18 protein-coding genes are annotated in these 24,005 nt (G+C 67.0%); 10 read left to right on the forward strand and 8 right to left on the reverse strand.

What is annotated here, in order from left to right:
- Positions 1 to 677: 677 nt before the first annotated feature.
- The 6 genes from ACZ75I_RS08810 to ACZ75I_RS08835 all read left to right on the forward strand — a co-directional run bounded on the left by ACZ75I_RS08810 (position 678) and on the right by ACZ75I_RS08835 (position 10,598).
- A complete protein-coding gene (locus ACZ75I_RS08810) occupies positions 678 to 3,143 on the forward strand; it encodes a GH92 family glycosyl hydrolase (protein WP_180870842.1) in 2,466 nt (821 codons plus the stop codon).
- A gap of 96 nt (positions 3,144 to 3,239) precedes the next feature.
- Positions 3,240 to 4,289 (forward strand): LacI family DNA-binding transcriptional regulator, encoded by a 1,050-nt coding sequence (locus tag ACZ75I_RS08815; protein ID WP_061479246.1) that lies wholly within the window; start codon positions 3,240 to 3,242, stop codon positions 4,287 to 4,289.
- Between the two features lie 60 nt (positions 4,290 to 4,349).
- On the forward strand, positions 4,350 to 5,663 hold the full coding sequence (gene fucP, locus ACZ75I_RS08820) for an L-fucose:H+ symporter permease (protein ID WP_005416346.1): 1,314 nt from the start codon (positions 4,350 to 4,352) through the stop codon (positions 5,661 to 5,663).
- A gap of 7 nt (positions 5,664 to 5,670) precedes the next feature.
- Positions 5,671 to 6,666 carry a carbohydrate kinase family protein gene (locus ACZ75I_RS08825; RefSeq protein WP_180870840.1) on the forward strand — a complete coding sequence of 332 codons (996 nt, stop codon included), beginning with the start codon at positions 5,671 to 5,673 and terminating at the stop codon, positions 6,664 to 6,666.
- Positions 6,663 to 7,889: an AGE family epimerase/isomerase gene (locus ACZ75I_RS08830; RefSeq protein WP_134968971.1), complete on the forward strand. Its 1,227-nt coding sequence runs from the start codon at positions 6,663 to 6,665 to the stop codon at positions 7,887 to 7,889. Before ACZ75I_RS08825 ends, ACZ75I_RS08830 begins: the two co-directional genes overlap by 4 nt.
- Positions 7,890 to 7,979: 90 nt before the next feature.
- Positions 7,980 to 10,598 (forward strand): beta-mannosidase, encoded by a 2,619-nt coding sequence (locus ACZ75I_RS08835; RefSeq protein WP_472958990.1) that lies wholly within the window; start codon positions 7,980 to 7,982, stop codon positions 10,596 to 10,598.
- Positions 10,599 to 10,684: 86 nt separating this feature from the next.
- Here ACZ75I_RS08835 and mtnC read toward each other — a convergent pair whose 3' ends face one another.
- The 5 genes from mtnC to ACZ75I_RS08860 form a co-directional block, all read right to left on the reverse strand.
- Complete coding sequence (gene mtnC, locus ACZ75I_RS08840) at positions 10,685 to 11,380, reverse strand: acireductone synthase (protein WP_061479251.1); 696 nt, start codon at positions 11,378 to 11,380, stop codon at positions 10,685 to 10,687.
- A 3-nt stretch (positions 11,381 to 11,383) separates the two neighbouring features.
- Positions 11,384 to 11,941: a 1,2-dihydroxy-3-keto-5-methylthiopentene dioxygenase gene (locus ACZ75I_RS08845; protein WP_021204389.1), complete on the reverse strand. Its 558-nt coding sequence runs from the start codon at positions 11,939 to 11,941 to the stop codon at positions 11,384 to 11,386.
- 92 nt (positions 11,942 to 12,033) lie between these two features.
- On the reverse strand, positions 12,034 to 12,675 hold the full coding sequence (locus tag ACZ75I_RS08850) for a methylthioribulose 1-phosphate dehydratase (RefSeq protein ID WP_472958991.1): 642 nt from the start codon (positions 12,673 to 12,675) through the stop codon (positions 12,034 to 12,036).
- 556 nt (positions 12,676 to 13,231) lie between these two features.
- The gene (locus ACZ75I_RS08855) at positions 13,232 to 14,659 is read right to left on the reverse strand and encodes an amino acid permease (protein WP_472958992.1); all 1,428 of its coding nucleotides are present in this window, start codon (positions 14,657 to 14,659) and stop codon (positions 13,232 to 13,234) included.
- A gap of 80 nt (positions 14,660 to 14,739) precedes the next feature.
- Complete coding sequence (locus ACZ75I_RS08860) at positions 14,740 to 16,215, reverse strand: amino acid permease (RefSeq protein WP_005416354.1); 1,476 nt, start codon at positions 16,213 to 16,215, stop codon at positions 14,740 to 14,742.
- A gap of 132 nt (positions 16,216 to 16,347) precedes the next feature.
- Here ACZ75I_RS08860 and ACZ75I_RS08865 point away from each other — a divergent pair, with 132 nt between their 5' ends.
- Complete coding sequence (locus tag ACZ75I_RS08865; RefSeq protein ID WP_005416355.1) at positions 16,348 to 16,962, forward strand: NUDIX hydrolase; 615 nt, start codon at positions 16,348 to 16,350, stop codon at positions 16,960 to 16,962.
- A gap of 94 nt (positions 16,963 to 17,056) precedes the next feature.
- On the opposite strand, the gene serA is transcribed toward ACZ75I_RS08865, so the two are convergent.
- A complete protein-coding gene (serA, locus tag ACZ75I_RS08870; protein WP_472958993.1) occupies positions 17,057 to 18,298 on the reverse strand; it encodes a phosphoglycerate dehydrogenase in 1,242 nt (413 codons plus the stop codon).
- A 181-nt stretch (positions 18,299 to 18,479) separates the two neighbouring features.
- Between serA and ACZ75I_RS08875 the strand changes: the two genes are divergently transcribed.
- The 3 genes from ACZ75I_RS08875 to ACZ75I_RS08885 all read left to right on the forward strand — a co-directional run bounded on the left by ACZ75I_RS08875 (position 18,480) and on the right by ACZ75I_RS08885 (position 22,138).
- Entirely contained in the window at positions 18,480 to 19,868 is a 1,389-nt protein-coding gene (locus tag ACZ75I_RS08875) for an FAD-binding oxidoreductase (RefSeq protein ID WP_180870828.1), read from the forward strand.
- A 61-nt stretch (positions 19,869 to 19,929) separates the two neighbouring features.
- On the forward strand, positions 19,930 to 20,229 hold the full coding sequence (locus ACZ75I_RS08880; protein ID WP_049447145.1) for a DUF2388 domain-containing protein: 300 nt from the start codon (positions 19,930 to 19,932) through the stop codon (positions 20,227 to 20,229).
- A 70-nt stretch (positions 20,230 to 20,299) separates the two neighbouring features.
- On the forward strand, positions 20,300 to 22,138 hold the full coding sequence (locus tag ACZ75I_RS08885; protein ID WP_472958995.1) for a DUF7844 domain-containing protein: 1,839 nt from the start codon (positions 20,300 to 20,302) through the stop codon (positions 22,136 to 22,138).
- Here the strand turns inward: ACZ75I_RS08885 and ACZ75I_RS08890 are convergent.
- Both ACZ75I_RS08890 and ACZ75I_RS08895 read right to left on the reverse strand, forming a co-directional pair.
- Positions 22,116 to 23,192 (reverse strand): ATP-binding protein, encoded by a 1,077-nt coding sequence (locus tag ACZ75I_RS08890; RefSeq protein WP_111200475.1) that lies wholly within the window; start codon positions 23,190 to 23,192, stop codon positions 22,116 to 22,118. The two genes, ACZ75I_RS08885 and ACZ75I_RS08890, sit on opposite strands and share 23 nt — an antisense overlap.
- Complete coding sequence (locus ACZ75I_RS08895; protein WP_005416361.1) at positions 23,192 to 23,908, reverse strand: response regulator; 717 nt, start codon at positions 23,906 to 23,908, stop codon at positions 23,192 to 23,194. Before ACZ75I_RS08895 ends, ACZ75I_RS08890 begins: the two co-directional genes overlap by 1 nt.
- Between the last annotated feature and the right edge of the window lie 97 nt (positions 23,909 to 24,005).

Consider the following 24,005-nt stretch of genomic DNA (forward strand, 5'->3'; position numbering starts at 1 on the left):
CGCCGTAAACCCCGCTCCGCGGTCCGGCCCAGCCGCTGGCGGCTGGGCGTTCGGGCGCTTGCGAAGCAGTGCTTCGCAAGCAAAGCGCCCTCACCCCTGGGGGCTCGATGGTGCCATCCATGGCGCCAACGGTCCTGCCAGCCCACACCGCCCCACCTTTGACAGTTTCCTGGTGACGGTGGGATGGGTCCTGGGAACGGCATGGGGTCAGATCCGTTTTCCTCTGGAAAACGGATCTGACCCCGGATCGATTTCGTTATCCGTCAGAGATTCGTTGCAGATCGCGGGAATCTGTCGAAGGCGGGGTGGGTCCGGTTGCGGGGGCGTGAGCCGCATGGATGCGGCGACCGAGCTTACATGGACGTACTTGCAGCGTCCCCCGCAACCGGACCCACCCCGACTCCCCGCAGGAAACTGGCTTCTGCTGTTGCTGTTGCTGTTGCTCCAGCTCGTAGCAGGTGCAGGGCGCAGCCCTGCGGAACACCCCCTCTCATGCTGCGCCGCAGAATGCATTCGGCCGAACCTGCATGCTCTACTTGAATCGATCTAAATTCACGGTCTGGTGGGTCGGGCGTCATTCCAGGGGGAGCTCTCTGCAGGTCAGGGCAGGGCTCAGCGGAACGGTGCCGAACGCCCCCGGCCGTCTGCCTCCGCGTCATCGACTACAGGAACCCGACATGCGCCCAGTGCCGTCCGCTCCCGCCGTCCCATTGTCCTCGCACCCGCTGGTGCGCCTGGCCTGCCTGCTCGCGCTGTCGTCAGTGCCGGTGCTGCTGCAGGCTGCCCCGGCAGCGCTGGAGCGCGAGGTCAACACCTTCATCGGCAGCAAGGACGACGGCAACACGTTCCCGGGTGCGTCGGCACCGTTCGGCCTGATACAGGTCAGTCCGATCGGCAGCCACTACTCGGGCTGGCGCTATGACGACCAGAAGATCCGCGGGTTCGGCCACTCCTTCCTGTCCGGCGCGGGTTGCTGGGAACAGGGCGGCCAGGTGTCGGTGCTGCCGGTGACCGGCTCGATCGGTCCGGGTGGCGATTTCGATACCGGCAATGCCAAGCAGTTCGACCACAAGGCCTATGCCTCGGCTTACACCCACGATGGCGAGGTCGGCCAGGCCGGCTACTACAAGGTGCGCCTGACCAGCTACGGCGGCATCGATGCCGAGGCGACCGCACGTACCCGTGCCGCGGCCGAGCGCTACACCTTCAGCCAGCGCAGCGGCGATGGCCACGTCCTCGTCAATGTCGGCCAAGCCAACGAGCGCCATTCGGTGATCGGCAGCGTGGTCGATGTGGTCGGCGATCGTGTGGTGGAAGGCAAGCTGGTCACCAAGAGCTTCTGTGGTGGCCACCAGTACACCACCTGGTTCCGCATCGAGTTCGACCGTCCCTTCAAGGCGCATGGCACCTGGGGTGAGGGCGGTGGCCTGCCGGGCGCGCGCCACAGCATGGAAGGCGAGCAGAAGCCCAACGGCGCCTGGCTCAGTTTCGACCTGGCCAAGGGCCAGTCGGTGACGGCGGTCAGCGCGATCTCGCATGTGGACGCCGAAGGCGCGCGCACCAACCTGCGCGCAGAAGGCATGCAGAATGGGGCGCTGCTCGGCTTCGACCGCATGCGCGCGCTGTCCCAGCAGGCCTGGCGTGAGCAGTTGGGCCGGGTGCGCGTGCAGGGCGGCACCGCCGATGACCGCACCGTGTTCTACAGCGCGGTCTACCACGCGCTGCTGCAGCCGATGACCGGCAACGACGCCGATGGCCGCTACCGCGGCTATGACGATGGCATCCACCGTGCCGATGGCTGGACCTACTACGAGTACTTCTCGCTGTGGGATACCTATCGCGCGCAGAACCAGTGGCTGGCGCTGACCCGCCCGGACGTAGCGCGCGACATCGGCCGTACCCTGCTGGCGATCGACGAACAGGTCGGTTGGCTGCCGCGCTGGGGCTATGCCAACTTCGAGACCAACATCATGACCGGCGATCCGGTCACGCCGTTCATGGTCGACCTGTGGCGCTTCGGCGCGCTCAAGGGCCGTGAATCGCAAGCCTGGGATGCACTGCGCCGCAATGCCTTCGGCACGCCACCACTGAACTCGCGCATGGCCGGACGCTCCGGCAACCCGACCTACCTGGACAAGGGCTATGTGGCCTACGACCGCGCGTTCCCGTCCAAGGGCATGGATGTCGATCCGCACCATGGTGGTTCGGCCACGCTGGAATATGCGCTGGCCGACTGCGCGCTCTCGCAGATGGCCGATGGCCTGGGCCATGCGCAGGATGCGGCGACACTCCGTGAGCGTGGCCGCAACTGGCGCAAGGTGTGGGACCCGCAGGTGCGCGATGCCGAGACGGGTTTCACCGGCTTCCCGCGCCCGCGCACCGAAGATGGCCAGTGGTACACGCCGGCCGATGGCCACTACAGTCCGCGTTCGCACCACGGTTTCCATGAGGGCACGGCGTGGCAGTACCAGTGGCTGGCGCAGCAGGACGTGCCGGGCCTGGTCGAAGCGATGGACGGCCGCGAACAGGCCGGTCGCCGCCTGGATGCATTCTTCGCGATGGACGCGCTGCAGGCCGATCCGCTCAATGCCGCCCGCAAGGCGTGGGTGGTCGGGCCGTACAGCTACTACAACCAGTTCCGCTACAACCCCAACAACGAGCCGGACCTGCACTCGCCGTGGCTGTACACGCTGATCGGCCAGCCGTGGAAGACCGCCGCCGTGGTGCGTGCCGCGCAGCAGTTGTTCACCAATGCCCCCAATGGCGTGACCGGCAACGATGACCTCGGCACGATGTCGGCCTGGTACCTGTTCAGCGCCATCGGCGTGTACCCGGCGGTGCCGGGCAGCGGCCAGTTCCTGCTGCACACGCCGCGCTTCAGCAAGGTCGAAGTGGACATGGGCAATGGCCGGACCCTGCGCATCGACGCGCCGGGTGCCGATGGCCGCCGCCTGCAGTACGTGCAGGGTGTGCGGGTCGACGGCCAGCCGCATGCGCCGGTTTGGCTGGACTGGAACCAGCTGCAGCAGGGCCCGCGCCTGCAGTTCGCGCTCGACGCGAAGGCGCCGGAGCAGGGCTGGGGCACCGCAGTGAAGGACCTACCGGTGTCCTGGTGCGCGGCACCGGGCAGCCAGCTGCGCTGAGCCGGACTGTGCCGTTCGCGCTGACCCAGCGAACGGCACGGCACGACACGGCCCTGATCCATTAGGCTTGAGCCTCCAGCGGAGTCCGGGAAGACGATGAACGACAACGGCAACAGTCCCAGCAAGCGCGCCGGCAAGGCGGTGACGGTGACCGACATCGCGCGCGCGATCGGCGTGTCACGGGCAACCGTGTCGCTGGTGCTGCGTGGCAGCCCGCTGGTCAATGTCGATACCCGGGCCAAGGTCGAGGCCGAACTGCGCCGACAGCGTTATGTCTACAACCGCGCGGCGGCCAACCTGCGTCGTCGTACGTCGTCAAGCATCGCGTTGGTGATCAACGATCTGTCCAACCCGTTCTTCGCCGAATTTGCCTCCGGCGTGGACGAGGCGTTGGGCGGGCGCGGCTACGTGACCCTGCTGGGCAGTACCGGTGAATCGCCGGAGCGCCAGCAGGCGGTGCTGTCCACGCTGATGGAACACACCCCGGCCGGCCTGATCCTGTCGCCGGCCGAGGGCAGCGATACCGCACAGCTGCGGCAGGCACTGGGTGCCAATGCCAACGTGCTGCTGTTCAACCGCGAACTGGCCGGGGCTGACTGGGACTTCCTGACCCTGGACAACCAGCACGGCGCCTATCTGGCCACGCGCCACCTGATCGAGCGCGGCCACCGCCAGATTGCCTTCTTCGGCGGCCATGCTGCATCGAGCTCGTGCCACCAGCGCCGCGCCGGTTTCCAGCAGGCGCTGGCCGAAGCGGGCCTGTCACTGCCGCCGGGTTGGATGATCGAGTCGGCGCCGAACCGCCTGGAAGCCGCGGCGCGTACCGATGAGTTGTTTGCCGACGGCCATCGCCCGAGTGCAGCGGTCTGCTACAACGACACCGTCGCGCTGGGCCTGATGCTGGGCTTGAACTCGCGCGGTATCCGTCCGGGCGGTGATTTTGCCGTGACCGGCTTCGACGATATTTCCGAGGCGTCGGTCGCGGTGCCGCCATTGACCACGCTCACCGCCGACCCGCGCGAGCGTGGCCGCCAGGCTGCCGCGCTGCTGCTGCAGCGGCTGGACGAACCGGACGCGCCACCACGGCGCACGGTCGCGCCGGTGCAGCTGCGCATCCGCGAAAGCAGCGCCGCACGACCGAACTGATTTCTTCCATATACCCCTTCCACGCAACAACGACCTTCCGCGCATCGAGGCGCGTACCGCATGCCGATCTCCGCAACGCCCCGTCCATCGGGTTCTTCGGGCAACGCACCCGCCGTCACCAACGGCAAGGCGTTGGCTGTCGTCACCACGATCTTCTTCATGTGGGGCTTCCTGACCTGCCTCAATGACATCCTGATCCCGCACCTGAAGGCGGTGTTCGAACTGAACTACGCCAAGGCGATGCTGGTGCAGTTCACCTTCTTCGGTACTTACTTCCTGATGTCGCTGCCGGCGGGCCGCCTGGTGGCGGCGCTGGGCTACAAGAAGGGCATCGTGGCTGGCCTGGTGATCGCCGGCATTGGCGCGCTGGGCTTCTGGCCGGCGGCCGAGCTGCGCGTTTACGGCGCCTTCCTCGGTGCGTTGTTCGTGCTGGCCACGGGCATTACCGTGCTGCAGGTCGCCGCCAACCCGTACGTTGCGTTGCTGGGCCCGGAACAGACCAGTTCCAGCCGCCTGACCCTGGCGCAGGCGCTGAACTCGCTGGGCACGGCCATCGCCCCGATTTTCGGCGGCATGCTGATCCTGTCCAACACAGTCAAGAGCGCTGACGACATCGCGGCGCTGCCGGCCGCCGAGCAGCTGGCCTACCGTGCCGCCGAGGCGCAGGCCGTGCAGGGACCGTACGTGGGCCTGGCCGTGGCGCTGGTGCTGCTGGCGCTGTTCGTGTTCCTGTTCCGCCTGCCGGCGCTGAGCGACGCCACCGAGCAGGCCGACCAGGGCCACCACCACAGCTACCTGGACGCGCTGCGCAAGCGCCACCTGCTGCTGGGCGTGCTGGGCATCTTCTTCTACGTCGGCGCTGAGGTGTCGATCGGCAGCTTCCTGGTCAACTACCTGTCGATGCCCAACATCGGTGGCTTCAGCGAACAGGAAGCCACGCACTACGTGTCGGCCTACTGGACGATGGCGATGATCGGCCGCTTCGCCGGCTCCGCGCTGCTGGCGCGCTTCTCGCCCAGCCGCCTGCTGGCGATCTTCGCGCTGGTCAACGTGGCGCTGCTGGTCACGACCATGCTGAGCTCCGGCAACATCGCGCTGTACTCGGTGGTGGCGATCGGCCTGTTCAACTCGATCATGTTCCCGACCATCTTCGCGCTGAGCATCGAGCGCCTGGGGCCGCTGACCAACAAGGGCTCCAGCCTGCTGATCATGGCCATCGTCGGCGGTGCCGTGGTGCCGTACCTGCAGGGCGTCCTGGCCGACCACATCGGTGTGCAGGCCAGCTTCATCCTGCCGCTGCTGTGCTACGGCTACATCATTTTCTACGGACTGGTCGGCGCGCGTACGCCGGCCTCCGCAACGCAGGGAGGCTGAGTCCGGAATGGGTGCCATCGTTTGCTTCGGCGAAATTTTGATCGATCTACTGGCGCAGCCGCCGGCCTCGGCCGACACCCCGCGCGCCTTCCTGCAGTACGCCGGTGGTGCACCGGCCAACGTTGCCGTTGCGGCCGCCCGGCTGGGTGCGAAGACCCAGTTCGTCGGCATGCTCGGCCGCGACATGTTCGGTGACTTCCTGGCCGACAGCCTGGTCTCGCAAGGCGTTGGCACGGATTACATCGTGCGTACCGACGCGGCCAAGACCGCACTGGCCTTCGTCGCACTGGATGCCAGCGGCGAACGCAGCTTCAGCTTCTATCGCCCGCCGGCAGCCGACCTGCTGTTCCGTGACAGCGACTTCCAGGCCGCGTGCTTCGACAGCGCGCAGTGCTTCCACGTCTGCTCCAACAGCCTGACCGAGCCGGCCATCGCCGAGGCCACCTTCGCCGGCATGGCCCGTGCTCGCGCCGCCGGTGCGACGGTCAGCCTCGACCTCAATCTGCGTCCCGCGCTGTGGCCGGCGAACGAGGACCCGACACCGCGCCTGTGGCAGGCGCTGGAACGCGCCGACCTGGTCAAGCTGTCGCGCGAGGAGCTGGACTACCTGGCCGCGCCGCTGGGTACCGATGGCGAGGCAGCGGTACTGCGGCGCCTGCTCGCTGCGCGCGCGCGCTGGGTGATCGTCACCGACGGTGCGGCCACGCTGCACTGGTACACGCGCGACAACCACGGCACGGTCACCAGCTTCCGCGTGGCTGCCGTCGATACCACCGCGGCCGGTGATGCCTTCGTCGGCGGCGTGCTGGTCGGCTTGCTGGAGCGCGGCGGAGCCGGTGCCGGTTTTGCCGCCTTCTGCCAGGACCCGGAGGCGATCACCGCCACGCTGCGCTTCGGCGCCGCGGTCGGCGCGCTGGCTGTTACCCGCAAGGGCGCGTTCGCCGCGATGCCCTCGCTCGATGAAGTGCAGCAGCTGCTGCAGGCCCAGGACATTACCGCATGAGCACCTCGCCCGATTTCCGTTCGCCCGCGTTCCTGCGCGCGCATATCGCCGACACGATGGCGTTCTACCACCCGCGCTGCATCGACCCGAACGGTGGCTTCTTCCACTACTTCCGTGACGACGGCAGCATCTACGACGCCAACCATCGCCATCTGGTGAGCAGCACGCGTTTCGTCTTCAACTATGCGATGGCCTACCGCGAATTCGGCAACGCCGAGTACCGTGAGGCGGTCGAGCACGGCGTGCGCTACCTGCGCGAGGTGCACCGCAACCCGGCCACCGGCGGTTACGCCTGGACCCTGCGTGATGGCAAGGTCGAGGATGACATGAACCACTGCTACGGCGTGGCGTTCGTGCTGCTGGCCTACAGCTGCGCACTGAAGGCCGGTCTCGAACAGGCCCGCGCATGGATGGACGAGACCTGGCAGCTGCTGGAAGCGCGCTTCTGGGAGCCGCAGCACGGCCTCTACAAGGACGAAGCCGATGGGCAGTGGAACTTCACCGGCTACCGTGGCCAGAACGCCAACATGCACATGTGCGAGGCGATGCTGGCCGCCTTCGAGGCCAGCGGCGAACAGCGCTATGTGGAGCGCGCGCTTCAGCTGGCCGACAACATGACCCGTCGCCAGGCCGCCAAGGCCGGTGGCCTGGTGTGGGAGCACTACGATTCCAACTGGGAGATCGACTGGGATTACAACCTGGACGACCCCAAGCACCTGTTCCGCCCGTGGGGCTTCCAGCCGGGCCACCAGACCGAATGGGCCAAGCTGCTGTTGATCCTGGACCGCCATGTGCAGGCCGATTGGCTGGTGCCGACCGCGCAGCACCTGTTCGACGTGGCCGTGGCGCGCAGCTGGGACGAGGCGCGGGGTGGCCTGTACTACGGTTTCGCGCCGGAGTCGCGCCGGCAGCCGGGCATGGATGGCGCCCCGATCGGTGGCGACAGTTTCGTCTGCGACGACGACAAGTATTTCTGGGTGCAGGCCGAAACGCTGGCGACCGCCGCACTGATGGCCAAGCGTACCGGCGACGACCGCTATTGGCAGTGGTATGAGCGTATCTGGGCGTATTCGTGGGAACACTTCGTCGATCACCGGTACGGCGCCTGGTTCCGCATCCTCGATGCCGACAATCGCAAGTACAGCGACGAGAAGAGCCCGGCCGGCAAGGTGGATTACCACACCATGGGTGCGTGCTACGAAGTGTTGAACGTGGTGCGTTGAGGCTGGCGCGCCGGGCATGGCCCGGCGCTGCCGTGAACTGGACTTGCAGGTAGCGCCGGGCCAAGCCCGGCGGAATAACAGGAGCATCCCGTGCATCGCCTTCCCCTCGTTGTCCGCCTGCTCCTGCTGCTGATCGCGGCGTCCGCCTTCCCGATCGCTGCCACGCCGCTGCAGGCACAGTGGGAGTTCCGTATGCTGCCCGGCGACGCGCAGGGCGCCGCTCACCCAGGTCTGCAGCAATGGCGGGCGGCGACGGTGCCGGGCAGCGTGCACACCGACCTGCTGGCTCACGGACTGATCCGTGATCCGTATGTCGGTGCGCCCGAGGCCGAACTGCAGTGGATCGGCCTGGCCGCCTGGGAGTACCGCGGCCGCTTCGACGTGGATGCGGCGACGCTGGCCAAGCCCAATGCCGAGCTGCGCTTCGACGGTCTGGATACCTACGCCGACGTCAGCCTCAACGGCAAGCCGCTGCTGCGTGCGGACAACGCGCACCGGACCTGGCGCGCGCGCGTGAATGGGCGCCTGCGGGCCAGGGACAATGAACTGCAGATCGTGTTCCGTTCGCCGATCCGCACCCTGCTGCCGGGCGTGCAGGCAATGCCGCACAAGATCGCTGGCAACTACCCGTCGCCGTATGGCGATGAGCCGAAGGACGCGATGGTCGGCAACTTCGCGCGCAAGCCGGCCTACCACTTCGGCTGGGACTGGGGTCCGCGCTATGTCACCGCCGGCGTCTGGCGCGGAATCGATCTGCAGGCTTGGGACGCGCACCGCCTGACCGATCTTGCGGTGCGCACGGATGCATTGAGAGCGGAGCAGGCGAAACTGGCCGTGCTGCTGCAGGTGGAGCAGGGCGCGGCGGCGGGCTCGGCCGTGGTGAATGTGGATGTGCGCGATCCGCAGGGCCGCAACGTGGCCCAGGTGCAGCGCACGGTGCTGCTGAAGCCCGGCCAGAACAGCATCGAGGTTCCGGTTGAACTGGCCGATCCGCGGCGCTGGTGGCCAGTCGGCCACGGTGCGCAGGACCGCTACATGGTGCAGGCCCGCCTGGACCAAGGTGGCACGCCGGAGCTGGCGCGCGAACAGCGCATCGGCCTGCGCACGGTCGAACTGCGCCGCGAGGAAGACCGCAAGGGCGGGCAGGGCTTTGCCTTCGTCATCAACGGCGTGGAGATCTTCGCCAAGGGCGCGAACGTCATTCCGTTCGATGCCTTCCCCGCGCGCGTCGATACCGCACGCCTGCGCCAGGTGCTGACGGCCGCGCGCGACGCCAACATGAACATGCTGCGCAACTGGGGCGGCGGCTACTACGAGGAGGACGCGTTCTTCGACATCGCCGACGAACTGGGCCTGCTGGTATGGCAGGACTTCATGTTCGGCGGCGGCATGCAGCCGGGCTACGATCCGGCGTTTCGTGCCAACGTGGTGGCCGAAGCACGCGACAACGTACGTCGTCTGCGCCATCACCCCAGCATCGTGCTGTGGTGTGGCAACAACGAGGAAGAAACCGCCTGGAAGGACTGGGGCCACGGCCGCGACCTGAAGGCGGCCGACCCGGCATTTGCGGCGAAGGTCTGGCAGGGCTACGTCGACCTGTTCGGCAACGACCTGCGCCAGGTTGTGGGCGAGGAGGGGCTGGGCGTGCCGTACTGGTCCAGCTCGCCCAGCAACGACCTTGACGAGAAGGCCAACGATTCAACGCGTGGCGACAAGCACTACTGGCAGGTCTGGGGCAATCCGGCGCTGCCGGTGCAGGCCTACCTGCGTGAGACGCCGCGCTTCATGTCCGAGTACGGGCTGCAAGCGTGGCCGTCGGTGGCGACGGTGGACCAGATCGCCACCCGCGCCGAGCAGCGCATCGACAGCCCGGTGATCCGCGCGCACCAGAAATTCATGGCGGGCGAGGGCAACAGCCGCCTGCTGCACTACATCGAACTGGGCTACGGCACGCCGAAGGACTTCGAGGACTTCGTCTACCTCAGCCAGGTGATGCAGGCCGATGGCATCGCACTGGCGGCGCTGCATCATCGCGCCTCGCGGCCATACACAATGGGTTCGCTGTACTGGCAGCTTAACGATGTCTGGCCCGGCGCCTCCTGGTCCAGCGTGGACTATTTCGGCCGCTGGAAGGCGCTGCACTTCGCCGCGCGGCGTTTCTTCGCGCCAGTGACGGTGGCAGCGCTGCGCGATGAGGGCAGCACGCGGGTGCGCCTGATCAATGATGGCGCCTCACTGGAAGCGCGCTGGCGTCTGCGGGTGATGGACGTGGAGGGGAAGGTGCTGCGTCGTCGCGAGGAAACGGTGACGTTGGCGGCGGCGGGTGTCACCCCGATGGGCGATTTCAGCGATGCAGAGCTGCTGGCCGGTGCCGACCCGATGCGTACGGTGGCGGTGTTCGAGTTGCTGCAGGACGGCAACGTGAGTGCGCGGCAGGTGGTCGGTTTCGTTGAAGCCAAGGACCAGGTGTTGCCGCGGCAGAAACTCAAGGCCACGTTGTCCATCGAAGGGGACCACTATCGTCTGCGGCTGGAAAGCGCGGCGTATGTGCGCGCGGCGTGGATCGACTTCGGCGCGCTGGATGTGCAGGTCGAAGACAACCTGCTGGACCTGCTGCCGGGTGAAACCCGCGATATCGCGGTGCGCGGCCCGGTGGATCTGGTTACCCTGCGCGAAGCGCTGAAGGTGAAGACCCTCAACGACCGTTGAGCAAAAAAGGGGACGGAGGGGATTAAGTCGTTTGTGGCCCATGTGTGCCACAAACGACTTAATCCCCTCCGTCCCCTTTTTCTTGCTTACAGCTGGATCTGCTGGAAATTCTCGACCCGTTCGTGGCCGTTGGCGGCCTGCCCGGTACGCGGCATCGGGTAATCATCCAGGCGATCGATCAGGCGGGTCTGCAGCCCGGCTTCGCGGGCGGCATCCAGTTCTTCCACCACATCGGACAGGAACAGGATCTCGCCGGCCGGTACGCCGATGGCCTGCACGATGCGGCGGTAGCTGTCGGCCTCGCGCTTGCCGCCGACTTCGGTGTCGAACCAGCCCGACACCAGCGGGCTGAGGTCCCCGGCATCGCTGAAGCCGAAGAACAGCTTCTGCGCCGGCACCGAGCCGGAGGAGTACACGTACAGCGGCAGCCCGGAGGCGTGCCAGCCCTTCAGCACCGGCGCTACTTCCGGGTAGAAGTGCGCGGTGTAGTCGCCACGGCGGTAGCCTTCGTCCCAGATCAGTCCCTGCAGTGCCTTCAGTGCGGTGTGCTTGCGGTCCTGGTCGATCCAGCCCTGCAGCGTCTCGGCCACCAGGCTGTCCTGGCAGGCACCGCCGATCTCGGTAGCCACCGCGTCCAGCCAGCGGCGGACGTCCGGCTGCTGGCCATGCTCGGCGACAAACGCGGGCAACGCCTTGCGCGCATAGGGGAACAGCACGTTCTTGACGAACGAGATGCTGCTGGTGGTGCCTTCGATGTCAGTCAGGATGACGCGGGCTTGCATGGATCAGGACGCCTGGGTGGGTACGTAACGAGGGAACTTCTGCGCGATGTCGGTGCCGGTGAAATGACCGACCCAGCCGTCCGGCTCGGTGAAGAAGCGGATCGCCACGAAGCTGGGTTCCTCGCCCATGTCGAACCAGTGGGTGGTGCCATCGGGCACGGCGATCAGGTCGTCCTTCACGCACTCGATCTCATAGACCTTGTCACCCACGTGCAGGGTGAACAGGCCGGAGCCGGCGACGAAGAAGCGCACCTCGTCTTCCTTGTGGAAGTGCTCGTCGAGGAACTTTTTCCGAAGCTCGGCGCGGTTCGGGTTGTCCGGGGCGATCGAGGCCACGTCCACGCTCTTGAAACCGCGCTCGGCCACCAGGCGGTCGATGTCGGCGCGGTACGCGGCGAACACTTCCTCCTGGCTGGCGCCCGGTGCGACCGGCGCGGTGGCCTGCCAGCGTTCGAAGGTGACGCCGATCTTCTGCAGCTCGGCAGCGATGACCGCGCCGTCCTGGGTGTCCAGCAGCGGCGATTCGGGGCGGGTGTCGTCGTAGATGCGCAGTCGGCTCATGGCGGCAGCTTGAACGTCTCGGGGGGAAGACAGGGTAGCAGGGTGGGCGCAGGATGCAGATTCCGGATCGGCATCTGCACCTGCGCGCCGGTTCAGCCGCGCAGCTTGCGCAGTTCGAGCTCGCAGTGGAACAGGAATTCGAAGGCTTCGAGGTGACGGCGTGCCTCGGCCATGTCGCGGCCCCAGGCGTACAGGCCGTGGCCATCGATCAGATAGCCCCACAGGTTCTGCCGGTCGAGCAGGTCATCGACCTGCTTCGACAGCACGTTCATGTCCTGGGTGTTGGCGAATACCGGCACATCGATGGCCATTTCATGGGTGCTGTTGCCAGCGAAGGCCTTCAACAGCTCGTAGCCTTCCAGGCGGATATGACCCTGCGGCGCGTACAGGCGCGAGGCGATGGTCTGCACCGGAGAGTGCGTATGCAGCACGCAGCCGACCTCCGGGAAGCGGCGGTACAACTGGGTGTGCAGCAGGGTCTCGGCGGACGGGCGCAGCGGACGGCCGACGGCCTGGCCGTCGAAGTCCACCACCATGATGTCGTCCTCGATCAGGTGGCCCTTGTCCTTGCCGGACACCGTGATCGCGGCGTGGCGATCGTCCAGGCGGTGGGAGAAGTTGCTGCTGGTGGCCGGGGTCCAGCCGGCGCGGGCCAGTTCGCGGACGTTGTCGATCAGCAGCTGGGCCAGTTCGCTCAGGCGCGCGGTGTCGTAGGGGAAGGTGGGGGCGTTCATGCGGGCGATTTTACTGGATTCGGCCAACGGCTGAGCCCCTCGTGGCGGGTCGTGTAAAGCCGTTCATGGGGTTGGCGGGGCGGGTGGGCCGTGCAGGGACGCTGCAAGTACGTCCCTGTAAGCTCGATGGCGCCATCCATGGCGCCAACGCCCCTGCACGGCCCACCCGCCCCGCCTCGGACAGGTTCCGGCGTGCGGCCGGCCACGGAGTGAAGAAGGAAGAGCGAAAGCGGGTCGCTTCGCTGCGCTTGCTCGGAGCGGAGCATGGCTCCGCTCTACAGAATCATTCATTCCGGAACATTCGTTCATGAGAACGTTTCATCCACGCATGGCGTGGATCCACCGGACGCACCGGGATACTGTCAGGGGCGGGGAGGCATGGGTTCGCGGGGGTGTCCGCGGCATGGATGCCGCGGCCAAGCCTCCAGGGATGGATTCACGGCGTCCCCCGCGAACCCATGCCTCCCCGCCAAGCCCTCAGCCCAGCTGTTGCTGCTGCCGTTGCTCCGGCTTCAAAGGCGGGTGCAGGGCCGCAGGCCCTGCAATGCAGAAAACCTCACTTACCCCGCAGACGGCTGTGCCTGAAGCCGTAGCAGAAATAGATCACGAAACCGACGAAGGTCCAGACGCCCATCAGCATCCAGTTGTGCATCGTCATCGCCGACAGCAGGGCCAGGCAACTCAGCACGCCCAGGCTGCAGATCAGCCAGGCCATCGGCATGCGGAACGGGCGCGGCAGGTCCGGCTGGGTACGGCGCAGGATCAGCACGCCGGCACACACCGCCGCGAACGCGATCAGCGTGCCCATCGAGGTCAGCTCGCCAAGGATGTCCAGCGGGAACAGCGCCGCCAGCAGCGCGATGCCGATGCCGGTGATCACCGTGTTGATGTGCGGGGTGCGGTATTTGGGGTGGATCCTGGTGAAAACCGGCGGCAGCAGGCCGTCGCGGCCCATGATCATGAAGATGCGCGGCTGGCCGATGATCATCACCAGTACCACCGAGGACAGGCCGACCAGCGCGCCGACCTCGACCACCCAGCGCAGCCAGCCCAGCTGCGGATGCGCCGCGACCGCGGTCACCACCGGCTCGTCGGTGCCCAGCAGCTGGAATGGCACCAGGCCGGTCATCACCGCCGCCATCGCGATGTAGAGCACGGTGCAGACCACCAGCGACAGCATCATGCCGATCGGCATGTCGCGCTGCGGATTCTTCGATTCCTGCGCCGCCACCGACACCGCCTCGAAGCCGATGTAGGCGAAGAACACCATCGCCGCGCCACGCAGCACGCCTTCCATGCCGTACTTGCCGGGGCCTTCGTTGGCGGGAATGAACGGGGTCCAGTTGCTGGTGTCCACATACTTCCAGCCGACCACGATGACCAGCAGGATCAGGCCGGTCTTGAGCACGACCATCGCCATGTTCATCGCCGATGACTTGCTGATGCCGACGTAGCACAGCCAGGTCAGCAGCAGTACCAGCGCAGCGGCCGGCAGGTTGGCGATCGCGCCGGTGGGGCGCAGCTGTGCATCGAGTGGCGCACTGACCAGCGCCGCCGGTAGATGAATGTCGAACTGGCTGAGCAGGCTGAGGAAATAGCCGGTCCAGCTGACCGCCACCGCCGACGCAGAGACGCCGTACTCGAGCACCAGCATCCAGCCGATGAACCAGGCCGACAGTTCGCCGAAGGTGGCATAGGTGTAGGTATAGGCGCTGCCGGAGACCGGCACCATCGAGGCGAACTCGGCGTAGGCCAGCGCGCAGAAGGCGCAGCAGATGGCGGCCAGCACGAACGACAGCATGATCGCGGGGCCGGCGTGGTTGGCGGCGGCCTGGCCGGTGATGACGAAGATGCCGCCGCCAATCACGGCACCGATGCCGAGGGCGGTCAGGCCCCAGGGGCCGAGGTGGCGGCGCAGGCTCAGGCCGTTGGCGTCTGCGTGGGCGGCATGCGGGTGCTTGGTGGCCCACAGTTGCTTGAACATGTCTGGTGGTCTTGTCGAAGCGCGCCATGTCTGGCGCGGGGAAAACGGACGGGCCGGCACAGGGCCGGCCCGTAGGCGGATCAGGGTGACTTGGCCAGCTTGCTGTTGCGCATGCCATAGCCGAGATAGATCAGCATGCCCAGCACGGTCCAGCCGACGAACAGGTGCCAGTGCACCACGAACGCCTGCCAGAACAGGAACAGGCAGGCCGCAGCGCCAAGCGGGCAGATGATCCACACCGCTGGCACGCGGAACGGGCGGTGGATCTCCGGCTTGGTATAGCGCAGCACCAGCACGCCGATGCAGACCGTGGCGAAGGCCAACAGGGTGCCCATCGACACCAGTTCGCCCAGCACGTTCAGCGGCACCAGGCCGGCCAGTGCGGCGGCGATCACCCCGACCACGATCGTGGCCCAATAGGGGGTGCGGAAACGAGCGTGGACCTTGCCGAAGAACTTCGGCAGCAGGCCGTCGCGGGAAATGGTGTAGGCGATGCGGGTCTGGCCCATCATCATCACCAGCACCACCGAGGACAGGCCGGCGATGGCGCCGATCTCGACCAGGGTCTTCAGCCAGGACAGGGTCGGGTAGGGCTCCAGCGCGGTCGCCACCGGCTTGTCGGTGCCCAGCAGGTGGTACGGCATCATGCCGGTCAGCACCGCGCAGACGATGATATAGACGATGGTGCACACGGCCAGCGAGCCGAGCAGGCCGATCGGCATGTTGCGCTGCGGGTCCTTGGTTTCGCCGGCGGCGGTGGAGACCGCATCGAAACCAATGTAGGCGAAGAACACGATGGTGGCCGCGCGGAAGATGCCGCTCCAGCCGAACTCACCCGGCACGCCGGTGTTTTCCGGAATGAAGGGCTGCCAGTTGGCCGGATCGATGTGGGCCGCGCCGATGCCGATGAACAGGCAGATGACGGTGACCTTGATCGCCACGATGATGGCGTTGACGAATGCCGACTGGGTCACGCCCACGTACAGCAGGCCGGACACCGCCGCCACGATCAGCACCGCCGGCAGGTTGAACAGCTTGCCGGAAGAGACGAACTCGCTGCCGGTCCAGGCGATGGGGGCGGCGCTGAGCAGGTCCGGGAAGGGCATGTGCAGCGTGGTGGTGATGAAGCTGATCAGGTAGGCCGACCAGCCCACCGCGACCGACGCCGAGGCGAACAGGTACTCCAGCACCAGGCACCAGCCGATGAACCAAGCCATGCCTTCGCCGAGGGTGGCATAGGAATAGGAGTAGGCACTGCCGGAGACCGGCATCATCGCCGCGAACTCGGCGTAGCACAGGCCCGCCAAGGCACAGGCGAAACCGGCCAGCACGAACGACAGCATCACCGCCGGGCCGGCGTGGTTGGCCGCGGCCTGGCCGGTCAGCACGAAGATACCAGCGCCGATCACCGCACCCACGCCCAGCAGGATGAGGTGTTTAGCCGTGAGGGTCCGTTTCAGCGTGGCTTCGCCGTCCAGGCTGCCTTCGATGGGTTCGCCGGCATCGACGTGCCCGGCCGGCTGGACCGGCTTGACCCTCAACAGAGCTTTCAGCATGCAGTACTTCCTAATGATCGGATGGGGTGGGCCGCCGATACGTTGCCGGCAACCTTGAATGGTGAAGGCCGTGCGAACGACCCGCTGTACCTTAGCCAAAGCTGAAGCCAACGCACAAGCGCAATCGCAACAATGAACGGCGATAATGAGCAGTATTTTTCCGAACCGCCCCCATTCATGCGCCAGACCGCCGAAACCCTTGCCGTGCTTGACGATCGCCTGCGTGGCCTGTTGCGTGACTATGCCCGCCGCGAGCCCGCCCACGACGCACTGGCTGCCGAATTCGGCACATTGCTGGACGATCCAGAAGATCCGTTCCGTCGCGAACGGCTGGCCGGGCATTTCACCGCCAGCTGCTGGCTGGTCAGTGCCGACGGCCAGCGCCTGCTGCTCACCCATCACCGAAAGCTGCAGCGCTGGCTGCAGCTGGGCGGTCACGCCGACGGCGACCGTGATCTGGCGCAGGTGGCGCTGAAGGAAGCCGAGGAGGAGTCCGGCCTGAGCGGCCTGGTGCTGGAAGACCCGGCCATCTTCGATCTGGACAAGCACTGGATTCCCGAGCGCAAGGACGTGCCGGGGCACTGGCACTACGACGTGCGTTTCGTGATCCGGGCGCTGGGGGGAGAGGCCTTCGTGCTCAGCGAGGAATCGCTGGACCTGGCCTGGCGGCCGGTGACCGAAGTCGCGGCCGACCCCGAATCGGATGAATCCATGCAGCGCATGGCGCGCCGGTGGTTGGCGCGCTAGCAACCTGTAGAGCCGAGCCGATGCTCGGCTCGATGCAGGCCGGAACCGCAGCCGAGCAAGGGCTCGGCTCTACACGTGCAAGGCGGGACGCGCGTCAATACAGGATGCGCGTACGCAACGTCCCTGGAATGGCGGCCAGTTCGTCGCGGACGGCGGCGGCCTGTTCCTCGCTGGCGGTGATGTCGATCACCACGTAACCCACCTTCGGGTCGGTGCGCAGGAACTGGCCGTCGATGTTGACGTTGTGGCGCGAGAAGATCTCGTTGACCTTGGACAGCACGCCCGGCACGTTCTGATGGATGTGCAGCAGGCGCAGGCTGTCTTCGTGTTCGGGCAGGGTCACTTCCGGGAAGTTGACCGCCGACAGGGTGCTACCGTTGTCGCTGTAACGCACCAGCTTGGCCGCCACCTCCACACCAATGTTGTCCTGCGCCTCCAGCGTGCTGCCGCCCACGTGCGGGGTGAGGATGACGTTGTCGTGGCGGGTCAGCGGCGATTCGAAGATATCGCCGTTGCCCTTCGGCTCGACCGGGAACACATCCAGCGCGGCACCACCGACGTGGCCGCTGGCCAGCGCAGCGTCCAGCGCATCGATGTCGACCACGGTGCCGCGCGCGGCGTTGATCAGGTGCGCGCCCTTGCGCATCTTCGCCAGCTCGGTGCTGCCGATCATCCACTGCGTGGCCGGCGTCTCCGGCACGTGCAGGGTGACGATGTCGGCGCGTGTCAGCAGGTCGTCCAGGCTGGCCGCTGCACGGGCATTACCCAGTGCCAGCTTGGTTTCCACGTCGTGGAAGATCACCTGCATGCCCAGCGATTCGGCGAGCACGCCGACCTGGGTGCCGATGTGGCCATAACCGATGATGCCCAGTGTCTTGCCACGCACTTCATGGCTGCCGCTGGCTGACTTCGACCAGCCGCCGCGATGGCATTCGGCGTTCTTCTGCGGGATGCCGCGGGTCAGCATGATCGCCTCGGCGATCACCAGCTCGGCCACGCTGCGGGTGTTGGAATAGGGCGCATTGAACACCGGGATGCCGGCCAGTTCGGCCGCATCCAGGTCGACCTGGTTGGTGCCGATGCAGAAGCAGCCCACCGCGATCAGGCGCTTGGCCTCGGCCAGCACCTCGGCGTTGAGCTGGGTGCGCGAACGGATGCCGACAATATGTGCCTCGGCGATGCGCGCCTTCAGTTCGTCCTCGGGCAGCGCCTTGGTATGTGCCTCGATCTGGCTGTAGCCGGCGGCGCTGAACACCTCCACGGCGGTCTGGCTGACCCCCTCCAGCAACAGCACGCGGATATCCTGCTTCGGGAACGAGGTCTTCTTCGGCGACATGGGGCAACACGGCCAGTGGGACAGGGGCTGACCACTATGCCAGATCGCAGCGCCCATGGTGCAGTGCGCAATTGGTTGCATCCGTAGCTATCTGCACGGCTGCCTGCACGGCTGCGGGGCTGGACGCTGGCGCGTGCCGCTGGCACGCTTGCCCGTTCTTCACGCCCCGCGCTGGACCGTCATGACCGATTCCCGCATTGCCTCGCTGCAGCAGGCCTGTCCCGGCCTGAAGCTGAAGACCGACCCGGCCGACCTGGAGCATTACGGGCGCGACTGGACCCGGCGCTGGACGCCTGCGCCGTTGGCGGTCGCACTGCCGGCCATGGTCGAGGAGGTACAGGCGGTGATGCGCTGGAGTGCCGCCGAGGGCGTGGCGGTGGTGCCGTCGGGCGGCCGCACCGGCCTCTCGGGTGGCGCGGTGGCGGCCAACGGCGAGCTGGTGCTCAGCCTGGAGAGGATGAACAGGGCACTGGCCTACGACACGGTCGATCGCACCCTGGTGGTGCAGGCCGGCATGCCGCTGGAAGCCGTGCACAACGCCGCGCTGGACCACGGCCTGATCTACCCGGTGGATTTCGCCGCGCGCGGCTCGTGCACGATCGGCGGCAACATCGCCACCAATGCCGGCGGCATCCGCGTGATCCGCTACGGCAACACCCGCGAGTGGATCGCCGGGCTGAAGGTGGTCACCGCCAGTGGCGAACTGCTCGAGCTCAACAAGGGCCTGATCAAGAACTCCAGCGGCTATGACTTCCGCCAGCTGCTGATTGGTTCGGAAGGTACGTTGGGGGTGATCGTCGAGGCGACGGTGAAGCTGACCGATCCGCCGCCGGCCAGCAACGTGATGCTGCTGGCCGTACCCAGCTTCGAAGTGCTGATGCAGGTGTTCGCCGCGTTCCGCGCGCGCCTGCAGCTGCAGGCCTTCGAGTTCTTCACCGACCGCGCGCTGGAACATGTGCTGGCGCACGGTGCGCAGGCGCCGTTCGACGAAGTGCACCCGTACTACGTGGTCACCGAGTTCGCCGCCAACGACGAAGCGCAGGAAGCGGCGGCGATGGCGGCCTTCGAGGACTGCATGGGCAACGGCTGGGTCAGCGACGGGGTGATCAGTGCCAGCGACGCCCAGGCCGCCCAGCTGTGGCGCCTGCGCGAAGGCATCACCGAATCGCTGGCGCGCTACAAACCCTACAAAAACGACGTCTCGGTGCGGATCTCGGCGATGCCGGCGTTCCTGGCCGAGACCCAGGCACTGATCGGGCAAGCCTACCCGCACTTCGACGTGGTCTGGTTCGGCCACATCGGCGACGGCAACCTGCACATCAACGTGCTCAAGCCTGACGACACCAGTGACGCCGATTTCGTGGCGCAGTGCGAGCACGTCACCAAGCTGCTGGCGCAGGTGCTGGCGCGTTTCGATGGCAGCATCTCGGCCGAGCATGGCATCGGCCTGGTCAAGAAGGGCTACCTGGACAGCACCCGCGGCCCGGCCGAAATCGCGCTTATGAAGGCGGTCAAACGCGCGTTCGATCCCCAAGCGCGGCTGAATCCCGGCAAGCTGTTCGACGCCTGAGCCGGGCAAATCCTTCACGCACCCGTTACGCTCCACGCATCCTTACAACCGGCTTCGAACGATGACCCGTCCGCTTCTGCTGCTCGCCCTGCTGTCCCTGCCGCTGGCCGGCTTCGCTTCCAGCTTTGCCGGCACCTCGGCCGGTTCGGCCACCGGTGCTTCCTCCGGCTCCTCGGGCAGCAGCTCGGGTGATGACAAGGTGGTGCTGGCGGCGCGCGACGACGCTGCGGCGTTCGTCGCCAGCGACGGCCAGATCCGTGGCGCCCGCCTGCAGGCCGCGCTGGTCCACCTGCGTGAGCAGAGTGCCGCCGCACAGCAGCAGAGCGACCTGGAACTGGCCCGCGCGCTGCTGGCCCGTTGATCCGGGCTGCATGACCCCGGCGACATCGCGTTCTGTAGAGCCGAGCCATGCTCGGCTGAATGCCTGGCGCATGCGGATCGCAACAGTAGCCGAGCATGGCTCGGCTCTACAGAGGCTTGGTCGGTGGAACGCAGCCACGCATGGCGTGGCTCTACTGCTGATCGCCCACGTCGCGCACGCAGCTGATCGCCTGCAGCTGGACCCGGCAGGGTTAAGCCCTGCACAGCAGCAGGTGGCGACGCAGACCCTGGCCGACGTGCAGTCACTATTGCCGGACGGCCTGCTGGCTGCGTTGCCGGCGCAGGTACGGGTGCGCTGGACGGATGACCTGCCGGCCGATGTGCATGGCCGCACCTTCGCTGGCCATATCGCGTTGCGCCGGAGTCTGCTGGGCGACAGTGCGCCGGGCGCCCGTCGCGCACGCCGCAGCGCGCTGGTACACGAACTGACCCATGTTGCTGACCGTACGGGGGCGAACTGGTCACGCAGTGTGCGCTGGCGTGATCTGGCAGGATGGCAGCGCAAGCCCTGGCATCTGGGCCGTGGCGACAACGAGTTCCGTGACCGCAGCCCCGATGCGTATGAACTGAAGGACCCGGCCGAGTACCTGGCAGTGAACGCCGAGCATTTCGTGCTCGACAGCGAGTTCGCCTGCCGGCGCCCGGCACTGGCGCGGTGGTACCAGGCTCATTTCGGAACGCCGCCATCGCTGCCGCAGTCGCACTGCGCGACCGCGTTGCCCTTGCTGCAGGCCGAATCGGAAGAGGGGGCGGCATCGCTGCTGCAGCTCGACCCCGCGCGTGTCTACGCCGTGGATTACCTGTTCGCCGAAGGCAGCGCGCAGCCGATGAGCCGCTGGGGCCACAGCATGCTGCGATTGGTGATCTGCAGGCCCGGGCGCGCGCCGGGACCGGACTGCCGGCTGGATCTTGAATACCATCGCGTGCTGTCCTTCCGCGCGTTCGTGGGCGACGTACAGATATCCAACTGGCGCGGCTTGACCGGCGGCTACCCGTCGCGGTTGTTCGTGCTGCCGCTGCAGCAGGTGGTGGACGAGTACACCAAGGTCGAACTGCGCGGCCTGCAGTCGCTGCCATTGCGGCTGCAGCGCGATGAGATCGCCAGCCTGCTCGAGCGCACCGCCCAGGTGCACTGGAGCTATGACGGGCGCTACTACTTCGTCAGCAACAACTGTGCGGTGGAGACCGCCAAGCTGCTGCAGGCCGGAGTGCCGCGGCTGGGCGAGGCCGGGCTGGCCCAGCTGAGCCCGCGCGGCCTCAAGCGCCGGCTGGCGCGGCTGGGCATGCTCGACGAGCGGGTACTCACGGACCGCAACGCCGCGCAGTCACAGGGCTATTACTTCGCTTCCGCGCGCGACCACTACCAGCAGTTGTTCACAGTGGCGGCGACCCAGCTGAGCTTGCCCGCGCGCGATGTGCGCGGCTGGTTGAAGCTGCCGGCAGAACAACGGGCACCGTGGCTGCTGAAGGGCGACCTGCGCGCCAGTGCCGGCCTGCTGTTGCTGGAACAGGCCGCGCAGCGGCGTGCCGAGCTGCGGGCACGCGATGTGCTCAAGCGGCAGCTGCTGGCTGCTGCCAACAGCGCGGAAACCCGCAGCCTGCGCGGCCTGCTGGCGCAGAGTGGGCAGTGGTTGCGCCCGGGGACGCTGCTGCAGGACGGCGGCTATGGGTTGCCGCTGGGCGACGAGCAGGTACTGCTGTCTGCGGCCGTGGCCACTGCCAGTGCGCAGGCGGTACCGGCATGGCAGGCATTGCGTGTGCAGCTTCGCCAGCAGTTGCCGGCGCAGCAGCGTGAGGAAATGGATGCGATCGACGCCAATCTGGCCGCGCTGGGAGCACACCTGCGCACGCAGGCCGCTGGTCCGGCTACTGGCGCGGCAGTTCGATGACGAAACGGCTGCCGCCGCAGCTGCCGGGCGTGCAGCAGGCACGGCCACCATGTGCATCGGCGATGGCCTTGACCACCGCCAGGCCGAGCCCGCTACCACCGCCCTGGCGCGAACGTGAGCCGTCGGCGCGCATGAACGGAGTGAAGATGTCGGCATGCAGTCCGGGATCGATGCCCGGGCCTTCATCCTCAATGGCCACCTGCACATGGCCCGGCGTGTCATGCACGGCGATCCGCACCTTGCCTGGGCTGGCATAGCGACGCGCGTTTTCCAGCAGCGCCAGCAGCGCCTGGCGCAGGCGCGTGGGATCACAGTGCGCGTTGTGTTCCTCGCGGCTGGTTTCCAGTTCCAGCACGAAGCCCGCAGCGCGGAACTGCGGGTCGACCAGCGTCATCACCGAATGCACCTCGGCCACCACGTCGGTGCGTGCGCGACGCACGTCCAGCCGCGCATTGTCGGACAGGCTCAGCACGCGCAGATCTTCGATCAGTCGCGACAGCCCTTCGACCTGGGCGAGCAGGCTGCGGAACTGCGACTCGTCCGGCTGGAACACGCCCTCAGCCAGTCCCTGCAGGCGGCCGCGCAGGATCGTCACCGGAGTACGCAGCTCATGTGCGATGGCCGCATGCCACATCGCGCGCTCGCTCTCCATGTGCTGCAGGCGGCGCGCCATCGCGTTGAAGTCCTCAACCAGGGTTGCCACTTCGCCCGGCGAATTCTCCTCGACGCTGGCGCGCGCCCCAAGGTCACCGCTGGCGAGCGCACGCACGCTGTCCACCAGCGAATTCAACGGCGACAGGATGCGGTGGGCGAGGCGGAACGAGGCGGCGATGGCCAGCGCCAGGCCGGTCAGGATCACGCCCACCATCCATGCCAGCTCCGGCCCGGTCGGCAGCCAGCTTTCCGGCTCTTCGGTACTTCCGGGGAAGAACTCGACCAGCACCGCGTACAGCAGCCACGACGACAGGATCATCATCACGATGACGCCGATCACCATCAGCGACATCGAGACGATGATGTGGCGGCTGAGCCCGGAACGGCGCAGTCGGGCCATCAGCGGTCAGCCATCAACCGGTAGCCGACGCCGCGCACACTGGCCGGAACATTGACCATGCCCACTTCGTCCAGCTTGCGGCGCAGCTTGCTGACATGGCTGTCGACAGTGCGCTCCAGCGCTTCGCTTTCCGGCAGGCATTCGTGCATCAGCTCGCTGCGGCTGAAGATGCGGGTCGGTGCCAGCGCCATGCAGTGCAGCAGCTTGAACTCGGTGAGCGTGAGCAGCACTTCGTGACTATAGCCTTCGCCCTCCACGTGCACGGCGTGGGTGGCCGAGTCGATCAGCAGCGGGCCGACGCGCAGCGCAGTGGGCGCGTCCACGCGCGAGGCGCGCAGCGTACGCCGCAGCACCGCGCGCACGCGCGCCGCCACCTCGGCCGGGTTGAACGGCTTGACCACGTAGTCGTCGGCACCCATGCGCAGCGCGGTCAGCTTGTCGAGGTCCTGGTCCAGCGCGGTCAGCATGATCACCGGCGTCTCACCACGCTGGCGCAGCTGGGTCAGCACGCTCCAGCCATCCAGGCGTGGCAGCTGTACATCGAGCAGGACCAGGTCGGGGCGGGCGCTGCGATGCAGGTCCAGTGCGCTATGGCCATCGGCCGCGCGCAGCGTGCGCAGTCCTTCGCGTTCCAGGTAGGCGCTGAGAATATCGGCGATCTCGGCCTCATCCTCGACGATCAGGACGAGGGCGGCGAGGGCGGGGGAGGCATGCATGCAGGGGCGGGGCCGTAAGGTGCTTGCCTCCATCGTATCTCCACAGTTCCTCCATCGAAACCCCATCATTGCCACGCACACTGCGCGCTTCAGAACC

It is taken from the genome of Stenotrophomonas sp. X (genome assembly GCF_055721025.1).